Below are 17634 nucleotides of genomic sequence, written 5' to 3'. Positions count from 1 at the left end.
CGCTCACTGGGCCGCCTCCCCTTCTGCGTCGGTGTCGTCGGCGGCGTCATCTGCGGACTCGGCGCCCTGGACGGGCTCGTAGACCAGCACGGCGCGGTTGTCCGGCCGCAGCCGCGCGGCGGCCACGGCCCGCACCTCCTCGGGGGTGATGTCGAGGACCCGCTCCACGGCGGTCAGCGCCAGCTGCGGATCGCCGAACAGCACGGCGAAGCGGCACAGCTCGTCCGCCCGGCCGCCCATGGTGGCCAGCCGGTCCAGCCACTCGCGCTCGATCTGCGCCTGGGCACGCTCCATCTCCTGCGGGGTCGGCCCCTCCTCGGCGAAGCGGGCCAGCTCCTCGTCGACCGCCGCCTCGATGGCGGGCACCTCGACACCGCCGGAGGTCTTCACGTCCAGCCAGCCGAGCGACGGCGCGCCCGAGAGCCGCAGCAGGCCGAATCCGGCCGCGACGGCGGTGCGGTCGCGGCGCACCAGGCGGTTGTGGAGCCGGGAGGACTCGCCGCCGCCGAGGACGGTCAGCGCCAGATCGGCGGCGTCGGCCTCGCGGGTGCCGTCCTGCGGCAGCCGATAGGCAGCCATCAGGGCGCGGGCGGGGACCTCCTCCTCCACCACCTCGCGCAGCTGCTCGCCGATCACCACCGGGAGGGTGCCGTCGCGGGGCGGCAGCTTGCCGTCGTGGGAGGGGATGGAGCCGAAGTACTTCTCGATCCAGGCGAGGGTCTGCCCGGGGTCGATGTCGCCGACGACCGACAGCACCGCGTTGTTCGGCGCGTAGTAGGTGCGGAAGAACGCGCGCGCGTCCTCCAGGGAGGCCGCGTCCAGGTCGGCCATCGAGCCGATGGGGGTGTGGTGGTAGGGGTGGCCCTCGGGGTAGGCCATGGCGACCAGCTTCTCGAAGGCGGTGCCGTACGGCACGTTGTCGTAGCGCTGGCGGCGCTCGTTCTTGACGACGTCCCGCTGGTTCTCCAGGCTCTCCTCGTCCAGCGCGGTCAGGAGGGACCCCATCCGGTCCGCCTCCAGCCACAGCGCAAGCTCCACCTGGTGGGCGGGCATGGTCTCGAAGTAGTTGGTGCGCTCGAAGCTGGTCGTGCCGTTGAGCGACCCGCCGGCGCCCTGCACCAGCTCGAAGTGGCCGTTGCCGGTCACCTGGGCCGAGCCCTGGAACATCAGGTGCTCGAAGAGGTGAGCCAGGCCCGTGCGCCCCTTGACTTCGTGGCGCGAGCCGACGTCGTACCAGAGACAGATCGCGGCGACCGGGGTCAGGTGGTCCTCGGAGAGCACCACCCGCAGTCCGTTGGCCAGCCGATGCTCGGTCGCTTTCAGGCCGCCGGATTCGGCCTGTTGCGTGGCCGTGTGACCCATGGGCATGTACGTCCCTTCGATCGCGTGATGGAGGCGGTGCGAGCCGCGTGATGAGCGCTCCTGTCACTGTATGCAAGCGCACGGACATCTGGCGAAGTTCCGGTCCCGTTCCGCCCCCGCGGGGGGGTGCCGCAGGGGGGCCGGGGCACCCCCGGAAGCGGGTCGCAGGAGGGGGCGCGGGCACGCTCGTCCACGGCCCGTTCCACAGTTGTCGGCGGGCCGGGCCACAATGGACGCCGTCAGATCCCGCCCCGGCAGTTGAAGGAGCCGCACGCGCGATGGCCCGCCGCAGCACGAAGACCCCGCCGCCGGACGACTTCGAGGAGCGCATCCTCGACATCGACGTCGTCGACGAGATGCAGGGCTCCTTCCTCGAGTACGCCTACTCGGTCATCTATTCGCGTGCGCTGCCCGACGCCCGCGACGGGCTCAAGCCCGTGCACCGCCGCATCCTCTACCAGATGAACGAGATGGGGCTGCGCCCGGAGCGCGGCTTCGTGAAGTGCGCCCGCGTCGTCGGCGAGGTGATGGGAAAGCTCCACCCGCACGGCGACGCCTCGATCTACGACGCGCTGGTCCGCATGGCACAGCCGTTCTCGATGCGGCTGCCGATGGTCGACGGACACGGGAACTTCGGCTCGCTGGGCAATGACGACCCGCCCGCGGCGATGCGCTACACCGAGTGCCGGATGGCCTCGGCCACCTCGCTGATGACCGAGTCCATCGACGAGGACACGGTCGACTTCTCGCCGAACTACGACGGCAGTGAGCAGGAGCCGGTCACCCTGCCTGCCGCCTATCCGAACCTGCTGGTCAACGGCACGTCCGGGATCGCGGTCGGGATGGCGACCAATATGGCGCCGCACAATCTGGGCGAGGTGATCGCTGCCGCCCGTCATCTGATCAAGCACCCGGGTGCCGATCTGGACACGCTGATGCGGTTCGTGCCCGGCCCCGACCTGCCGACCGGCGGCCGGATCGTGGGTCTCGGCGGCGTCCGGGACGCCTATGAGAACGGCCGCGGCACCTTCAAGATCCGCGCCACGGTGGCGGTGGAGGACGTGACGGCCCGCCGCAAGGGCCTGGTCGTCACCGAACTGCCCTTCACCGTGGGTCCCGAGAAGGTCATCTCGAAGATCAAGGACCTGGTCGGCTCGAAGAAGCTCCAGGGCATCGCGGACGTCAAGGACCTCACCGACCGTGAGCACGGCCTGCGTCTGGTGATCGAGGTGAAGAACGGCTTCAACCCCGAGGCCGTGCTGGAGCAGCTCTACAAGCTCACGCCGATGGAGGAGTCCTTCGGCATCAACAATGTGGCGCTGGTGGACGGCCAGCCGCTCACCCTGGGGCTGAAGGAGCTGCTGGAGGTCTATCTCGACCACCGCTTCGAGGTGGTGCGGCGGCGCAGCGAGTTCCGGCGCAGCAAGCGGCGCGACCGGCTGCACCTTGTCGAGGGTCTCCTGGTCGCCCTGCTCGACATCGACGAGGTCATCCGGCTGATCCGCTCCAGCGACAACGCGGCGCAGGCCAAGGAAGCCCTCATGTCACGGTTTGAACTCTCCGAGGTCCAGACGCAGTACATCCTGGACACCCCGCTTCGTCGGCTGACCAAGTTCGACCGTATTGAGCTGGAGTCGGAGCGCGACAAGCTCAAGGCGGAGATCGAGGAGCTGACCCGGATCCTGGATTCCGACGCCGAGCTGCGCAAGCTTGTCTCCTCCGAACTGGCCCAGGTGGCAAAGAAGTTCGGCACCCCCCGGCGGACGGTGCTCCAGGAGTCGGCGAGCGCGCCGGTCACCGCGGTGCCGCTGGAGGTCGCGGACGACCCGTGCCGGGTGCTGCTGTCCTCGACCGGACTGCTGGCCCGCACCGCGAACGGGGAGCCGTTCCCGGTCGAAGGACAGGCCAAGCGCGCCAAGCACGATGTGATCGTCTCTGCGGTCCCGGCCACGGCCCGCGCCGATGTGGGCGCGGTGACCTCCACCGGGCGGCTGCTGCGGCTGTCGGTGATCGACCTGCCGATTCTCCCGGAGAAGGCCGGACCCCCCAATCTGGCGGGCGGGGCGCCGATCGCGGAGTTCCTGACACTGGACGAGGGCGAGGAGCTGATCGGTCTCACCACCCTCGACGAGTCCTCACCAGGGCTCGCGATCGGCACGGAGCAGGGCGTCGTCAAGCGCGTGGTCCCCGACTATCCGGCCAACAAGGAGGAGCTGGAGGTCATCGGGCTCCGGGACGGCGACCGGATCGTGGGCGCGGTGGAGCTGCGCACCGGCGAGGAGGACCTGGTCTTCATCACCGACGACGCCCAGTTGCTGCGCTATCCGGCGAGCCAGGTGCGGCCGCAGGGCCGCCCCGCGGGCGGCATGGCGGGCATCAAGCTGAGCTCCGGCGCGAAGGTGATCTCGTTCACGGCCGTGGACCCGGCGGTTGACGCGGTGGTGTTCACGGTGGCGGGCGCGCACGGCACGCTCGACGACTCGGTACAGCAGTCGGCCAAGCTGACCCCGTTCGACCAGTACCCGCGCAAGGGCCGGGCCACCGGCGGTGTGCGCTGCCAGCGGTTCCTGAAGGGCGAGGACTGTCTCGTCCTGGCCTGGGCGGGGGCGACCCCGGCCCTCGCCGCGTCGGCCACCGGCACGGCGGCAGCGCTGCCCGACCCCGACCCGCGCCGGGATGGCTCGGGGACACCCCTGGCGAAGCCGGTGGCGGTGGTGGCCGGACCGGTGTGAGCCGGCGGCGGGCCACACGGCGCTGAACGGGACGGGGGCGCGGCACCACGGGGTGCCGCGCCCCCGCGCGCGTAGGGGGTGGGCCGGGGCGCGTAGGTGGACCAGGGCGTCCCCGTCCGGCCGCGGCCGTGTACGACTCCCCGGGGGGCTCCCGCAGGGCTTCAGTGGCCGCTGCCGTTGCGGCGGGCGCGCAGCTGGTGGAGGGCGACGCGGGCGCCGGAGTGTCCACGGTCGGCGGCCCTGCGGAAGTGCCGCTCCGCTTCGCCGAGATTGCCCAGGTCCATGTGCAGCGTGCCGAGGACCACCATCGCCGAGGTGTCCCCCGCGTCAACTGCCTTGCCCAGCCAGTGCACCGCCTCGGCGTACGCGCCCCGGTTGCCCAGCCCGATGCCGTAGACCGTCATGCCCTGGCGGTCACCGGAGTGCGCCGCCTTGCGGGCGAGCGGCTCGGGGAGGGGCCGCCCGTCGCGGTAGGCCGCCCGCACCATCGACTTCAGGGCGGGATCCAGCCTTCGCCGTCCTCCGCGTCTTCCCCTGCGCCCCCGCCACCGCGCCCATAAACCACTCATCCGAGCCCCGCCTCCCCGCCCCCGTGTCCGCCATTCTCCCGTGTGTTTCCGCATCGCGGAACCGCATGTACGGCGCCGAATACGGAACGTGACCCTCCGGCCATGGGGCCCTGGAGACGTGATGTGACTCACGTGACTCCCCCTGTCCCACTCCGGCGCGCCATGCCGATCGAGAGAGGTTAGGCTTACCTTCGTGAGCACGTGCGCGACCGCTTCCCGCGACCTGTCCGAGCCGCTCGCCGGGACGGCGGCCACCGCCCCCACCTGGCTGCTGGTCGAACAACCCGGTCCGTGGGGCACCGAGGCCCTCACGGCGAGTCATCTCGACCCGGCCGTGGGCCGCGCGCTGGAGCGCGCCGCCAAGGACACCGGCGTACGGGTCGCGCTCATCCGCCGCCCAGGCCGCCACGCCGATCTGCACACCGGTGCGCGGCACCGCGTGTTCGTCGCCCACACCCGGCCCGGCCGCTCCTGGATCCGCACCACCGCGCTCACCGACCCCGGACGGCTGCGCGGCCTCGACTTCGCGGCGCTGGGCGCCGGTGATCCGGCCGGTCTGACGCTGAGCCCGGCGGACGGCGAACCCTCCGGGCGACAGGCCGCCCAGGGCGTCCCCGGGCAGTGGGAGGAGTACACCGGCGATCCGCTGGTGCTCGTCTGCACCAACGGCAAGCGGGACCGCTGCTGTGCCCTCCTCGGCCGTCCGCTGGCCGCCGAGCTCGCCGCGTCCGGGGTCGACGGCACCTGGGAGGTCACCCACATCGGAGGCCACCGCTTCTCGCCGACGCTCGTCGTGCTGCCGCACGGGTACACCTACGGGCGCGCCACGACACAGGGTGTGCACGAGGTCCTGGAGGCGCTGCGCGGCGGGCGCGTTGTCATCGAGGGCTGCCGAGGCCGCTCCGCGTGGGAGCGCCCGGGCCAGGCGGCGGAGCTGGCGGTCCGCGCCATCACCGGCGAGGACGGCGCCGAGGCGCTCACCGTGACACGGACCGACGGCGCGGCACCCACCTGGTCCGTGACCGTCGCGCACCGCGACGGCCGGGAGTGGCGGGTGAGCGTCGCCCAGGTCGCGTCCGCCCCGCCCCGCCCGGAGAGCTGCGGTTCCGCGCTGGGCTCCCCGGCCCGGATGGAGGTCGTCGGCATCCGCGCGACGCGCGCGGTGACCCACGACGCCCGCGCGGTGGCTGCGGCCCGCCACTGAGCCCGGTCATGCCCGGGCCTGAGCCCTGTGGCCCCTCGCACCGGACGTGCTGAGCTCCGGCGCCCCACGCGCTGAGCCACGGGAGGCCCGTGCCCAGCGGCCCGGCCCCGCCCGTACGCCGGATCCCCGCGCCGGGAACCGCGGCCCGGAGCCGGGGCCCGCCCGATTGCCGAAGGCCCGGCGGACTGATGGCCCGGCGTCCCGGAGACCGGACTGCCCGGCGGCCTGACGACCAGGAGACCCGAGGGCTCGGCGGCCCGGCGGCCCAGAGAGCCGGCGATCCGGGCCGGAAACCCGGCGGTCGGAGTCCCGGCTGCCCGGAGTCCCGGGCAGCCGGAGACCCGAGGCCGGATCCCCGCGCCCGCCAACTGCGACCCTGATGCCGGGGCCCCTCCGGTTTCCCGAAGACGCGGCTGCCCGGCGGCCTGACGGCCAGGAGACCCGGGACCCGGCCGCCCGACGGCCCAGAGACCCAGCGGCCCGCAGAGCCAGGCCGGAGACCCGGGACCCGGCCCCCTGACGGCCCAGAGACCCGGCTGCCCGGAGACCCGGGACCGGACCCCCGCCCGAAACCCGCAGCCCGGATGCCGAGGCCCGGCCGCCCGGAGGCCCGGCGGCCGGGGCCCGCGCGTCCGAAGGCCGGGGTCCGGGCCCCCGGCCCCGTCAATCGTGCGGCCTCCCGACCCCGTCCCCGCGCCCGCGCCCTTGGTTACCCTTCGTTGCCATGAGCGCCGCGATACCGCCGCGGCCGCGGCTCGCGGCCACCAGGTGGCGCATCGGCTGGCCCCGACGCGTCTTCTCCCAGGTCCTGCTGATGCAGCTGGCCATCGCCACGGGCGTCACCGTGCTCGCGACCGGCCTCTTCCTCGCCCCCCTCGGCTCGCAGCTGGACGACCAGGCCATGCGCCGCGCCCTCGCCATCGCGCAGACCACGGCCGCCCGGCCCCGGCTGGCCGAAGCGCTCCAGCACACGCGCCCCTCCCCCGGCGGCCCCGTGCAGACCGAGGCGGAGCGGATCCGCCGAGCGACCGGCGCCGAGTACGTCGTGATCATGGACCGGAACGGGGTCCGCTGGTCGCACACCTCCCCGCAGGAGATCGGCAGACATGTCTCCACCGACCCCAGTGAGGCCCTTGCGGGCCGCGAGGTCATGCAGATCGATCAGGGCACCCTCGGCCGGTCCGCACGCGGCAAGGTGCCGCTGCGCGACGCGGACGGCCGCATCGTGGGCGCCGTCTCGGTGGGCATCGCGTACGAGACGGTGCGCGGACGGCTGGTCGGCGCCGTGCCCGGGATGCTCGCGTACGCGGGCGGGGCGCTCGCCGCCGGCGCGCTCGCGGCGTATCTGGTCTCCCGCAGACTTCAGCGCCGCACCCATGACCTGGCCTTCTCCGATATCTCGGCGCTGCTCGCCGAGCGCGAGGCGATGCTGCACGGCATCCGCGAAGGTGTGGTCGCCCTCGACGCGCGCGGCCGCATCCGGCTGCTGAACGACGAGGCCCAGCGGCTGCTGGAGCTGCGTACCGAGGACACCGGACAGCCGCTGGAGGCGGTGCTGCCACCGGGCCGTACGGCCGATGTGCTCACCGGGCGGGTCACCGGTGCCGATCTGCTGACCGTCTCCGGCGGACGGGTGCTGGTCGCCAACCGGATGCCGACGGACGACGGCGGCGCCGTGGCCACCCTCCGCGACCGCACCGAGCTGGAGCGGCTGGGCCGCGAACTGGACGGCACCCGTGGGCTGATCGACGCCCTGCGCGCCCAGGACCACGAGCACGCCAACCGGATGCACACCCTCCTGGGCCTGCTGGAGCTGGGACTGCACGTGGAGGCCACGGAGTTCATCACCGAGGCGGTCGGGGTGCACCGTGCCACCGCCGAGCAGGTCACCGAGCGGGTCCATGACCCGCTGCTCGCCGCGCTCCTGGTGGGCAAGGCCACCGTCGCCACCGAGCGCGGTGTCTCCCTGGCCCTCGCCGACGACACCCTGCTGCCGGACCGGCTGGTGGATCCGCCGGGCCTGGTGACGATCGTCGGCAACCTCATCGACAACGCCCTGGACGCGGCCGTCGGATCGCGCGAACCGCGGGTCGAGGTGGCGCTGCGCGCGGACGACCGTACGCGTACGGTGCGCCTGCGCGTCTCCGACACCGGCCCCGGTGTTCCGCCCGACCGCCGCGACCTGGTCTTCACCGAGGGCTGGTCGACCAAGGAGCCACCCGCGCACGGGAAGCGCGGTATCGGTCTTGCCCTGGTGCGACGGCTCGCCGAACGTCAGGGTGGCAGCGCACAGGTGTCCAGCAGCGAGGGCGGGGGCGCGGAGTTCACCGTGGTCCTCCCCGAGGCGCTGGCCGAGGAACCGGGTGGGGCACCGCTGACCGCGACAGGAGAGCCACGATGACCGACAGACCCGGTCCACCCGCGCCCATCGAGGTGCTGGTGGTGGACGACGATGTGCGCGTGGCCCGGGTGAACGCGGCCTACGTCGGCAAGGTGGCGGGCTTCCACGTGGCGGGACAGGCGCATTCGGCCGCCGAGGCGCTGGCCTTCCTGGAGCGTGGCCACGCCGATCTCGTCCTGCTGGACCACTATCTGCCGGACGAGACGGGGCTCGCGCTGGTGGGGCGGCTGCGCCGGCTCGGCCACCACACGGACATCATCATGGTGACCGCCGCCCGCGACATCGCGACCGTCCAGGCGGCCATGCGCCACGGCGCCCTCCAGTACCTGGTCAAACCCTTCACCTTCGCCGGGCTGCGCGCCAAGTTGGCGGGCTATGCGGCGCTGCGCCGTGCGCTGGAGGGCGGTGGCGAGGCCGGTCAGGACCAGGTGGACCGGATCTTCGGCGCGCTGGGCGGCGCCTCGGCCGGGCCCGCGGAGCTGCCCAAAGGCCACTCCGCGCTCACCGCCGATCTCGTCCGTGAGGTGCTGCGCGGCGCCGAAGGGCCGCTGTCGGCCCAGGAGGTCGCCGAGCGGTCGTCGCTGAGCCGGCAGACCGCACAGCGCTATCTGAAGCTGCTGGAGCGTACCGGCCGGGTGCGGCTCAGCCTCAAGTACGGCGAGACGGGCCGCCCCGAACACCGCTATGTCTGGGTCTGAGCGGGCTGCCCGGGCCGTGGAACACGGTGTCAGGCGGCCCCGGCCCCGGTGAGCGCCCGGACCTCCGTCTCCGCGTGTTTGGCAGCGTGCCCGGCGGTGTCCACGGCCGCGGGCGAGGTGACCGTGCCGATCCAGCCCGCGAGGAAGCCGAGCGGTACGGAGACCAGGCCCGGGTTCTCCAGCGGGAAGACATGGAAGTCCAGCCCGGGGAAGATCGCGCCCGGACTGCCGGAGACCACCGGGGACAGCACCACCAGCACCACCGCCGGAATCAGCCCGCCGTAGACCGACCACACCGCGCCCCGGGTGGTGAACCGCCGCCAGAACAGCGAATACAGCAGCACCGGAAGGTTTGCGGACGCCGCGGCGGCAAAGGCGAGCCCGACCAGGAAGGCCACATTGAGGTCCTGGGCGAGCAACCCGAGACCGATCGCCGCCGCCCCGATCCCCACCGCCGCGAGCCGCGCGACCGCGACCTCGCTGCGCGGGGTGCGGTCGGTCCGGCGGCTCAGCGAGGCGTACAGGTCATGGGCGACGGACGCCGAGGAGGCGAGGGTGATGCCCGCGACGACAGCCAGGATGGTGGCGAAGGCGACGGCGGCGACGACCGCGAACAGCACCGTCCCCCCGGTCGACCCGGCGCCGCCGCCGAGATCCAGGGCGAGCAGTGGAACGGCCGTGTTCCCGGCCGCGTTGGAGGACCGTACGGCATCGGTGCCCAGCACCGCGGCCGCGCCGAAGCCGAGCACGATCGTCATCAGGTAGAAGCCGCCGATCAGGCCGATGGACCAGATGACCGAGCGGCGTGCGGCCCGGGCGGTGGGCACCGTGTAGAAGCGCGAGAGGATGTGCGGCAGCCCGGCGGTGCCCAGCACCAGGGCCAGCCCCAGGCTCACGAAGTCCAGCCGCGCGGTCCAGTCGCCGCCGTACTTGAGGCCGGGGGCGAGGAAGTCGGAGCCGTGCCCGCTGTGTCGCGCCGCCGAGCTCAGCAGCGCGTCGATGTCGCCGTGGAAGCGGACGAGCACCAGGACCGTCAGCGCGACCGCCCCGCCCATCAGCAGCACGGCCTTGACGATCTGGATCCAGGTCGTGGCGCGCATCCCGCCGAGCGTTACGAAGACCACCATCAGGGTGCCGACGCCGATGACCGTCCAGGTGCGGGCGTGGGTACCGGTCTCACCGAGCAGCAGGGCGACCAGACTGCCCGCGCCGACCATCTGGGCGACGAGATAGAGCACACAGACGGTGACCGACGAGACGCCCGCGGCGATCCGGACCGGGCGCTCGCGCATCCGGGCGGCCAGTACGTCGGCCAGGGTGAACCGGCCGCAGTTGCGAACCAGTTCGGCCACCAGGAGGAGCACCACCAGCCAGGCGACGAAGAAGCCGACGCAGTAGAGCACCCCGTCGTATCCGAAGAGCGCGATCAGTCCCGAAATGCCGAGGAAGGAAGCGGCCGACATGTAGTCACCGGCGATCGCGAAACCATTCTCCATGGGCGAGAACAGGCGTCCGCCCGCGTAGAACTCCTCGGGTGAGCCATGACGCCGACGGCCCGCCCAGGTGGTGATCCCGAGCGTGGCGGCCACGAAGACGCCGAAGAGCAGCAGCGCAAGGCCCTGTTGATTGCCGGTCACCGCCCGTGCCCCCGCATCATCTCCTGGGTCACCCAGCGCAGTTCGAGTGCGACGCGGTCCCGGCGCAGCCGGGCATGACGGGCATACGCCCAGGTGAGGAGGAAGGTGGTGGCGAACTGGGCGAGTCCGGCGACCATCGCGACATTGAGGACGCCGATCACGCGGCGGGCCATCAGATCGGGAGCTGTGGTCGCCGCGACGACATAGACCAGGTACCAGAGCAAGAACGCGGCGGCCGCCGGAAAGACGAACCGGCGGTAGCGCCTGCGCACTTCCTGGAACGCGGCGCTGCCGTGCACCTCCGTGTAGACCTCCTCCGCGGCGGGCGGGCTCACTCGCCGGGCTCTGCTGTCGGTGTCGTCCGGCTCTCCCCAGCCGGACGCGAGCGCGTCGTACCAGGGATCGTCCAGCCGGGCCGGCCCCGTATCGCGCGCGTTGTGCATGTCCACCCGAACACTCCTTGCTCACTGCCGCATTGGCCGCGTGCCCAAGGATGGGCAGATCCGGAAGATCCCGGGCCCTTCAATACCGGACGTTCACCCCATCAGGTGACTCAGGTGACGAACGCCGCGGAAGTGTCCCCGGGTGGCCGGGCGATGCCGTGGCGGTAGGCATAGCGGACGGCCTGGGCCCGGTCGCGCACTCCGGTCTTGGCGAAGAGGTTGTTGATGTGGGTCTTCACGGTCGCGGGGGCGACATGCAGACTGCGCGCGATCTCCGCGTTGGAGAACCCCTCCGCGACCAGCGCCAGGACCTCCGCCTCCCGAGGGGTGAGCCCGTCGGGCAGTGCGCCGGGGCCACCGGGAGGTGGTACGGCGCCGGGCGGCCGGGGCGCGGCGGGGGCGAGCCCGTCCCGTTCGGCGAGCCGCTCCAGCAGCAGCCGCTGCACCTTCGGGGACAGCCCGGCGTCCCCGGACATCACGTCCTGGACGGCCCGCAGGATCTCGTCCGCGTCGGCGTCCTTGGTGAGATAGCCGCGGGCACCGGCGCGCAGCGCGGGGAAGAGCGAGTCGTCGTCGGCGTAGGTGGTCAGCACGACGACCTGGGTGTCCGGGTGGGCGGCGCGCACCCGGCGGGTGGCCTCGACACCGTCGCAGCGCGGCATCCGCAGATCCATCAGGACGACGTCCGGGGCGAGTTCGGCGACGAGCCGCAGCGCCTCCTCGCCATCGCCGGCCGCTCCGACGACCTCGATGCCGGGGAGGAGCCCGAGCAGCATCACGATCCCCTCGCGCACCACGGTCTGGTCGTCGACCACCACCACCCGTGCGGTCACCGGTGGTGCTCCGCCCTTACCGTCCTCCGTCACGCCCCCACCATCCCGTTCGTTGCCGCGGCCGCGGGTCCCGGAGTCACGCACGCCCGCGCCCGTCGGCTTCTGCGCCCACGCGGCACCAAACCTCGCGCACTCCACGCGCCCCCGGCGACCTCATACCGTCGCTCCCAGCGGCACCCTCAGCCGCACGGTGAACCCCTCCCCCTCCGGTCCCGCCTCCAGGGTGCCGCCGAGGAGTTCGGCGCGTTCACGCATCCCCAGCAGACCGTACCCGGAGCCGGTCGCGGACAGACCGGCGGCCGGCCGGCGCGCACCGTCGTCGCTCACCTCGAGCGACACCTCGCGCTCTGCGTAAACCAGCCGCAGTCGCACCCGCGCACCGGGCGCGTGCTTGCGGACGTTCGTCAGCGCCTCCTGCGCGACCCGGCGCACCGCGAGCCCCGCCTCGGCGCTCAGCATCCTCCGCTCCCCCTCGGTCGCGAACCCGGCCCCCTCCGCCGCCGCCGACTCCCGCAGGAAGTCCTCGACCGGCACCATCTCGCCGCGCAGCGCCGACAGCGCCTGCCGGGTCTCGGTGAGGCCCTCGCGGGCCATCCCCCGCGCGGCCACCACGCGTTCCAGGACCTTCCCGGAGTCCTCCCCGCGCTCGATCAGCAGCCGCGCCGCCTCCAGGTGGACCAGTTGGGCGGACAGGCTGTGCGCCAGCACGTCGTGGATCTCCCGGGCGATCCGGGTCCGTTCGGCCAGCGCCGCCGACTCGGCCTCGGCCCGCCGGGCGGCCCGTTCCTGGGCGAGCAGCCGGTAGCCGCTGCCCCGGGCCTCGGCGTCGAGGCGGAGCGTATAGCCGATCAGCAGCAGACCGGCGCCGGTGATGACACCGCTCAGCGACGGGTGGGCGCTGGTGGCCATGGAGAACCCGGTCGCGGTGACCGCGCACCCCACCCCCGCGAGCAGCGGCAGCCGCTCCATCGCGAGGATCACCGAGGCGCCCCACACCACCTCCGCCGGGTGGTCGGCCCCGGCCGCCCGCATACCGGCCCCCGCGCCGATCAGCAGAGCCAGCAACCCCAGGGCGGGCAGCAGCCGGTGGGCCTCGGTGATCCGGCGGAACGCGAACATCGCGGCGGTACATCCGGCCAGGGCGCCGATCAGCACCGCCCGTTCCCACCCCGGGAGGGCCTCGTCGTGGAAGAGCCCCCGCACCAGCCAGCACACGGCGGTCACCCATCCGCAGATGTCGAGCACCCGCCGTATCCGGGGCAGGCCCTGGCCCGACAGCGCCTGCTGTGACGGCCACCGTGTCCATGCGCTCATCGGCCGAGTGTGCCCTTCCCCGCGCCACGCGTCATCAGCTTCCCCACACCACGCGTCATCAACTCCGGCCCGTGTGCCCGCAGCACCACCACGGCGCTGCTCAGCAGCAGCGACACGGCCAGGGTCAGCATGACCGAACCGCTCTCCTGGCGCACACCCGCGAGCGCGCCCGCTCCGGCCAGGGACAGCCGGAGCACCAGTCCACCGGCCCACACCACCGCCGTGGCCTTCCCGCCCTGTGCCCAGACCGCGCCGGAGCCGTCCGTCCACACCCGGCTGGTCCAGGCCCAGGCGGCGCCGGTGAGCGCGCCGGCGAGCAGATCCCCCACCAGCAGGGTCACGGCGGCCATCTGGTGGCGGTGGTCGATCAGCCCCGGCTCACGGACCGCCAGCCAGCCGAGGACCACCGGCAGCGCCCACCATCGCCGGGCGTCCTCGACCACCTTCTGCGGCCGGAACTGACGGACGATCACGACGACGACCACCGCGACGATCACCACGGCATGAGGGATTCCCGACATCACACAGAGCCTCCGGGGAGCGGACACGACCACTCCCCGGGACGCTACGGATGAGCGGCTCGGCGCGGATCGGAGCCGGGGTGGGTCCCGGGTGGATCCACGAGGCCGCCGGCGAGCGACGCCTCTCCACCCGTGGGTGGAGAGGCATCACACCGGATCAGGCGTCGATACGCGAACGGTCCAGGGTGGCCGCGGAGTTGGTGATGAACTCCTTGCGCGGTGCGACCTCGTTGCCCATGAGCAGGTCGAACACCTGCTCCGCCGCCTCCAGATCGCTGATGTTGATGCGCCGCAGGGTGCGGTGGCGCGGGTCCATCGTGGTCTCCGCGAGCTGGTCGGCGTCCATTTCACCGAGACCCTTGTAGCGCTGGATGCCGTCCTTGTAGCGGACACCGCGGCGCTGGAGATCCAGCAGGGTGTCCCGGAGCTCGTTGTCGGAGTAGGTGTAGATGTACTTCGACTGGCCCCGCTTGGGGTTGACCAGCTCGACCCGGTGCAGCGGCGGAACGGCCGAGAAGACCCGGCCCTGTTCGACCATCGGCCGCATATAGCGCTGGAAGAGGGTGAGCAGCAGGATGCGGATGTGGGCGCCGTCGACATCGGCGTCCGCGAGGAAGATCACCTTGCCGTAGCGGGCCTGGTCGATGTCGAAGGTACGGCCCGAACCGGCCCCTATGACCTGGATGATGGCACCGCACTCGGCGTTCTTCAGCATGTCGGAGATCGACGCCTTCTGAACGTTGAGGATCTTGCCGCGGATCGGCAGCAGCGCCTGGAACTCCGAGTTCCGCGCGAGCTTGGCCGTGCCCAGCGCCGAGTCGCCCTCGACGATGAACAGTTCGCTGCGGTCCACGTCGTCGCTGCGGCAGTCGGCCAGCTTCGCGGGCAGCGAGGAGGACTCCAGCGCGGTCTTGCGGCGCTGTGCCTCCTTGTGCTGGCGGGCCGCGATCCGGGTGCGGGCGGCGGCGGCGACCTTCTCCAGGATGGCGCGCGCCTGGGCCTTGGCGTCCCGCTTGGAGGAGGTCAGGAACGCCTTGAGCTCCTTGGAGACGACATTGGCCACGATCCGGGAGGCGGCCGAGGTGCCCAGCACCTCCTTGGTCTGACCCTCGAACTGCGGCTCGGCGAGCCGGACGGTCACCACCGCCGTCAGGCCCTCCATGGCGTCGTCCTTGACGACGTCGTCCTCGGCGACGCGCAGCGTCTTGGTGACCCGCAGCGCCTCATTGACGGTCTTGGTGACCGAGCGCTCGAAGCCGGAGACATGGGTGCCGCCCTTGGGGGTGGCGATGATGTTGACGAAGGACTTCACGGTGGAGTCGTAGCCGGTGCCCCAGCGCAGCGCGATATCGACGCCGAGCTCACGGGTGACCTCGGTGGGCGTCATATGGCCGCGCTCGTCCAGGACCGGCACGGTCTCCTTGAAGGTCCCCTGGCCGGAGAGGCGCAGCACATCGCAGACGGCCTTGTCCTGGGCGAGGTACTCACAGAACTCGCTGATGCCGCCGTCGTAGCGGAAGGTCTCCTCGACCGGCCCGGTCTCGCCATCGAGGCCGCGCTCGTCCCGGACGATCAGGGTGAGGCCGGGCACCAGGAAGGCGGTCTGGCGCGCGCGGGCGTGCAGGTGGTCCAGGGAGAGCTTGGCGTCCTTGAGGAAGATCTGCCGGTCCGCCCAGTAGCGGATGCGGGTGCCGGTGCGCGTCTTGGGGACCCGCTTGCCCTTGAGGAGGCCGCTGGAGGGGTCGAAGGGGGCGTCGGGGCCGGATTCGGTGAAGATCCCGGGGACGCCGCGGCGGAAGCTGATCGAGTGGGTCTTGCCGTGGAGGTCCACCTCGACGTCGAGCCGGCCGGACAGCGCGTTGACCACGGAGGCGCCGACGCCGTGCAGACCACCGGAGGCCGCATAGGCGCCGCCCCCGAACTTGCCGCCCGCGTGCAGCTTGGTCATCACGACCTCGACGCCGGACAGCCCGGTCTTCGGCTCGACGTCGACCGGGATGCCGCGGCCGTTGTCCCGGACCTCCACGGAGCCGTCGTCGTGGAGGATCACCTCGATGCGGTCGCAGTAACCGCCGAGGGCCTCGTCCACCGAGTTGTCGATGATCTCCCAGAGGCAGTGCATCAGGCCCCGGCTGTCGGTGGACCCGATGTACATACCGGGGCGCTTGCGCACGGCCTCGAGGCCCTCGAGGACGAGAAGGTGCCGCGCGGTGTAGTTGGAGCCGCCCCGGTCTGCTCCGGTCAGCAGCGCAGTGGACGGCACGGACGTGTCGGCGGTCACGCGGTTCGCTCCTCGCTGAATTTCTGGTTGGCCCGGCTGAGGGCACAGTGGTGGCTGGGTCGCCCGTCAGAGCGTACCGAGGCCTGATAGAGCCTTTGTGCCGCCACCCGTGAAACGTCCATGCTAGTCCAGGCAACGCATGTTTCGCTCGTACGTTCGATCGCCCGTTGGAGTGACGCACACATCACGTTCCCTTTCAGGCATGAACCATTTAGGCTCCGGGCACGTCCTCATGAACAACCGGCAACCCAGCCGGGCTGGACATACCTGACCAAACGACGTGAATCTGTAAACCATCGCAATACGGCTCATTCGCCGCCAACCGTCACCATCCGGCCTACTCAGAAGCAACTTTTGGGAAAAAGCCACGAGCGGGAACGATTTCGGGCTGGTTGGATGTTGACCCTGGTACGACAGCTCGTCGAGCTAGAGAAGAGGCGACGTGACTACTGTTCTGACCCCCGCGAGCCCGCTGACGGCCGCTGACCGCTGCGACCGCTGCGGCGCCCAAGCATATCTGCGCGTCGTACTGATGAGTGGCGGTGAACTGCTCTTCTGTGCCCACCACGGGCGCAAGTTCGAGCCGGAACTCAAGAAGATCGCCGCTGAGATACAGGACGAGACCGAGCGGCTGACCGCCGTTCCGGCGTCCGCGTCCGAGGACGAACGCTGACGCCTCGCCCCACCACGACGACGAGCGACGCCGGCCCAGGGCCGGATCTCGGGCGGCTCGCCCCCGTACAGGGGGCGGCCGCCCTCGCTCGTGTCACCGGCCCGTCCACGCTGGGCGGCCCTATCAGCGGCTCAGCCATGGGCGGGCACCAGCGGCGCCACCGCTGAGATCCTCGTGTAGACCCCGGGCCGCCCCGCCACCGCACAGCCGCTCCCCCAGGACACCAGCCCCACCAGCCGCCCCCCGGCCACCAGCGGCCCTCCGCTGTCCCCCTGGCAGGCGTCGTGCCCGCCCTTCGGCAGCCCCGCGCAGACCATGGAGTCCGCCTGGTAGTCGCCCTCCGTGCTGCCCGGATAGGCGGTCTCACAGGTCGCGTCGTCCAGCACCCGGACGGTGGCCATGTGCAGCGTCGACGCATAGCTGCCGTCGCCCTCCGTATCGCCCCAGCCGTACACCGCCGCCCGAGTGCCGGGCCGGTAGGCCGGGTCGCCCTGCCGCGCCATGGGAACGACATAGGCGGGCGGCAGCGGGCGGCTCAGAGTGATCACCGCGAGATCACCGGCCCGCTCATCACCCTCGTACGCGGGGTTCACCCACACCCGTGCCGCCGGGTACTCCACACCGGCAGTCCCCCGCAGATCGTTGCGCCCGACGATCACGCGCAGATCCGGCACCTCCCACCAGCTCCGTCCGAGCACCGCCCGGCTCATGCAGTGGGCCGCCGTGAGGACCGTCGTGGGACCCACCACCGCACCCCCGCAGAACTGGCCCGAGCGGGCGGCACCGAACACCTCACGACTGGACAGGGCCACCACCCAGGGCGCCTCGACGGTACGGACCGGCTGGCCGCCCACCACCCCGCGGTCCGCCGTCGCCGGGGCCGGTGCGACCAGCACCAGGGCGAGAGCGACGGCCAGCGGGACCGCGGACACGGCGAGGAGTGAGCGGAGCGACCTACGCATGCAG

Annotated in this window: 14 protein-coding genes; 5 read left to right on the top strand and 9 right to left on the bottom strand. The window is 72.1% G+C overall.

Annotated features, from left to right (window positions below):
• Window positions 1-3: 3 nt before the first annotated feature.
• Window positions 4-1368 carry a M16 family metallopeptidase gene (locus JK363_RS28070; protein WP_201878505.1) on the bottom strand — a complete coding sequence of 455 codons (1365 nt, stop codon included), beginning with the start codon at window positions 1366-1368 and terminating at the stop codon, window positions 4-6.
• Between the two features lie 272 nt (window positions 1369-1640).
• On the opposite strand from JK363_RS28070, the gene JK363_RS28065 reads away from it, so the two are divergent.
• A complete protein-coding gene (locus JK363_RS28065) occupies window positions 1641-4094 on the top strand; it encodes a DNA gyrase/topoisomerase IV subunit A (RefSeq protein WP_201878503.1) in 2454 nt (817 codons plus the stop codon).
• Between the two features lie 161 nt (window positions 4095-4255).
• Here the strand turns inward: JK363_RS28065 and JK363_RS28060 are convergent, their stop codons facing one another.
• A complete protein-coding gene (locus JK363_RS28060; RefSeq protein WP_236076161.1) occupies window positions 4256-4582 on the bottom strand; it encodes a tetratricopeptide repeat protein in 327 nt (108 codons plus the stop codon).
• Window positions 4583-4856: 274 nt separating this feature from the next.
• Here JK363_RS28060 and JK363_RS28055 point away from each other — a divergent pair, with 274 nt between their 5' ends.
• From JK363_RS28055 to JK363_RS28045, 3 genes are all read left to right on the top strand, one after another.
• Window positions 4857-5867 (top strand): ferredoxin family protein, encoded by a 1011-nt coding sequence (locus tag JK363_RS28055; protein WP_201878499.1) that lies wholly within the window; start codon window positions 4857-4859, stop codon window positions 5865-5867.
• A 724-nt stretch (window positions 5868-6591) separates the two neighbouring features.
• Window positions 6592-8268 (top strand): ATP-binding protein, encoded by a 1677-nt coding sequence (locus JK363_RS28050; RefSeq protein ID WP_201878497.1) that lies wholly within the window; start codon window positions 6592-6594, stop codon window positions 8266-8268.
• Complete coding sequence (locus JK363_RS28045) at window positions 8265-8966, top strand: response regulator (RefSeq protein WP_201878495.1); 702 nt, start codon at window positions 8265-8267, stop codon at window positions 8964-8966. Before JK363_RS28050 ends, JK363_RS28045 begins: the two co-directional genes overlap by 4 nt.
• A gap of 29 nt (window positions 8967-8995) precedes the next feature.
• Here JK363_RS28045 and JK363_RS28040 read toward each other — a convergent pair whose 3' ends face one another.
• The 6 genes from JK363_RS28040 to JK363_RS28015 form a co-directional block, all read right to left on the bottom strand.
• Entirely contained in the window at window positions 8996-10603 is a 1608-nt protein-coding gene (locus tag JK363_RS28040) for a monocarboxylic acid transporter (RefSeq protein WP_201878493.1), read from the bottom strand.
• Window positions 10600-11052, bottom strand: coding sequence for a DUF485 domain-containing protein (locus tag JK363_RS28035; RefSeq protein ID WP_372444864.1), 453 nt, complete (start codon window positions 11050-11052; stop codon window positions 10600-10602). Before JK363_RS28035 ends, JK363_RS28040 begins: the two co-directional genes overlap by 4 nt.
• A gap of 104 nt (window positions 11053-11156) precedes the next feature.
• Window positions 11157-11822 (bottom strand): response regulator, encoded by a 666-nt coding sequence (locus tag JK363_RS28030; protein WP_215911366.1) that lies wholly within the window; start codon window positions 11820-11822, stop codon window positions 11157-11159.
• A gap of 210 nt (window positions 11823-12032) precedes the next feature.
• On the bottom strand, window positions 12033-13193 hold the full coding sequence (locus JK363_RS28025; RefSeq protein ID WP_201878491.1) for a sensor histidine kinase: 1161 nt from the start codon (window positions 13191-13193) through the stop codon (window positions 12033-12035).
• A complete protein-coding gene (locus tag JK363_RS28020) occupies window positions 13190-13714 on the bottom strand; it encodes a DUF1453 family protein (protein ID WP_201878489.1) in 525 nt (174 codons plus the stop codon). Before JK363_RS28020 ends, JK363_RS28025 begins: the two co-directional genes overlap by 4 nt.
• A 157-nt stretch (window positions 13715-13871) precedes the next feature.
• Complete coding sequence (locus tag JK363_RS28015) at window positions 13872-15995, bottom strand: DNA gyrase/topoisomerase IV subunit B (protein ID WP_201878487.1); 2124 nt, start codon at window positions 15993-15995, stop codon at window positions 13872-13874.
• 442 nt (window positions 15996-16437) lie between these two features.
• Here JK363_RS28015 and JK363_RS28010 point away from each other — a divergent pair, with 442 nt between their 5' ends.
• Window positions 16438-16668 carry a DUF7455 domain-containing protein gene (locus tag JK363_RS28010; protein ID WP_176180246.1) on the top strand — a complete coding sequence of 77 codons (231 nt, stop codon included), beginning with the start codon at window positions 16438-16440 and terminating at the stop codon, window positions 16666-16668.
• A gap of 131 nt (window positions 16669-16799) precedes the next feature.
• On the opposite strand, the gene JK363_RS28005 is transcribed toward JK363_RS28010, so the two are convergent.
• The gene (locus JK363_RS28005) at window positions 16800-17630 is read right to left on the bottom strand and encodes a S1 family peptidase (RefSeq protein WP_201878485.1); all 831 of its coding nucleotides are present in this window, start codon (window positions 17628-17630) and stop codon (window positions 16800-16802) included.
• Window positions 17631-17634 lie beyond the last annotated feature (4 nt).

The sequence above is a fragment of the Streptomyces coffeae genome, from assembly GCF_016741875.1.
GTDB classification, from domain to species: domain Bacteria; phylum Actinomycetota; class Actinomycetes; order Streptomycetales; family Streptomycetaceae; genus Streptomyces; species Streptomyces coffeae.
Note: the sequence above shows the minus strand (reverse complement) of the source record. Positions and strands in the feature narration are given on the sequence as shown.

Excerpts from the sequence above, each read along its gene's own strand:
- JK363_RS28070 (WP_201878505.1), bottom strand. The coding sequence starts at position 1,368 with ATGCCCATGGGTCACACGGCCACGCAACAGGCCGAATCCGGCGGCCTG.
- JK363_RS28065 (WP_201878503.1), top strand. The coding sequence starts at position 1,641 with ATGGCCCGCCGCAGCACGAAGACCCCGCCGCCGGACGACTTCGAGGAG.
- JK363_RS28060 (WP_236076161.1), bottom strand. The coding sequence starts at position 4,582 with ATGGTGCGGGCGGCCTACCGCGACGGGCGGCCCCTCCCCGAGCCGCTC.
- JK363_RS28050 (WP_201878497.1), top strand. The coding sequence starts at position 6,592 with ATGAGCGCCGCGATACCGCCGCGGCCGCGGCTCGCGGCCACCAGGTGG.
- JK363_RS28045 (WP_201878495.1), top strand. The coding sequence starts at position 8,265 with ATGACCGACAGACCCGGTCCACCCGCGCCCATCGAGGTGCTGGTGGTG.
- JK363_RS28030 (WP_215911366.1), bottom strand. The coding sequence starts at position 11,822 with ATGCTGCTCGGGCTCCTCCCCGGCATCGAGGTCGTCGGAGCGGCCGGC.
- JK363_RS28025 (WP_201878491.1), bottom strand. The coding sequence starts at position 13,193 with ATGAGCGCATGGACACGGTGGCCGTCACAGCAGGCGCTGTCGGGCCAG.
- JK363_RS28020 (WP_201878489.1), bottom strand. The coding sequence starts at position 13,714 with ATGTCGGGAATCCCTCATGCCGTGGTGATCGTCGCGGTGGTCGTCGTC.
- JK363_RS28005 (WP_201878485.1), bottom strand. The coding sequence starts at position 17,630 with ATGCGTAGGTCGCTCCGCTCACTCCTCGCCGTGTCCGCGGTCCCGCTG.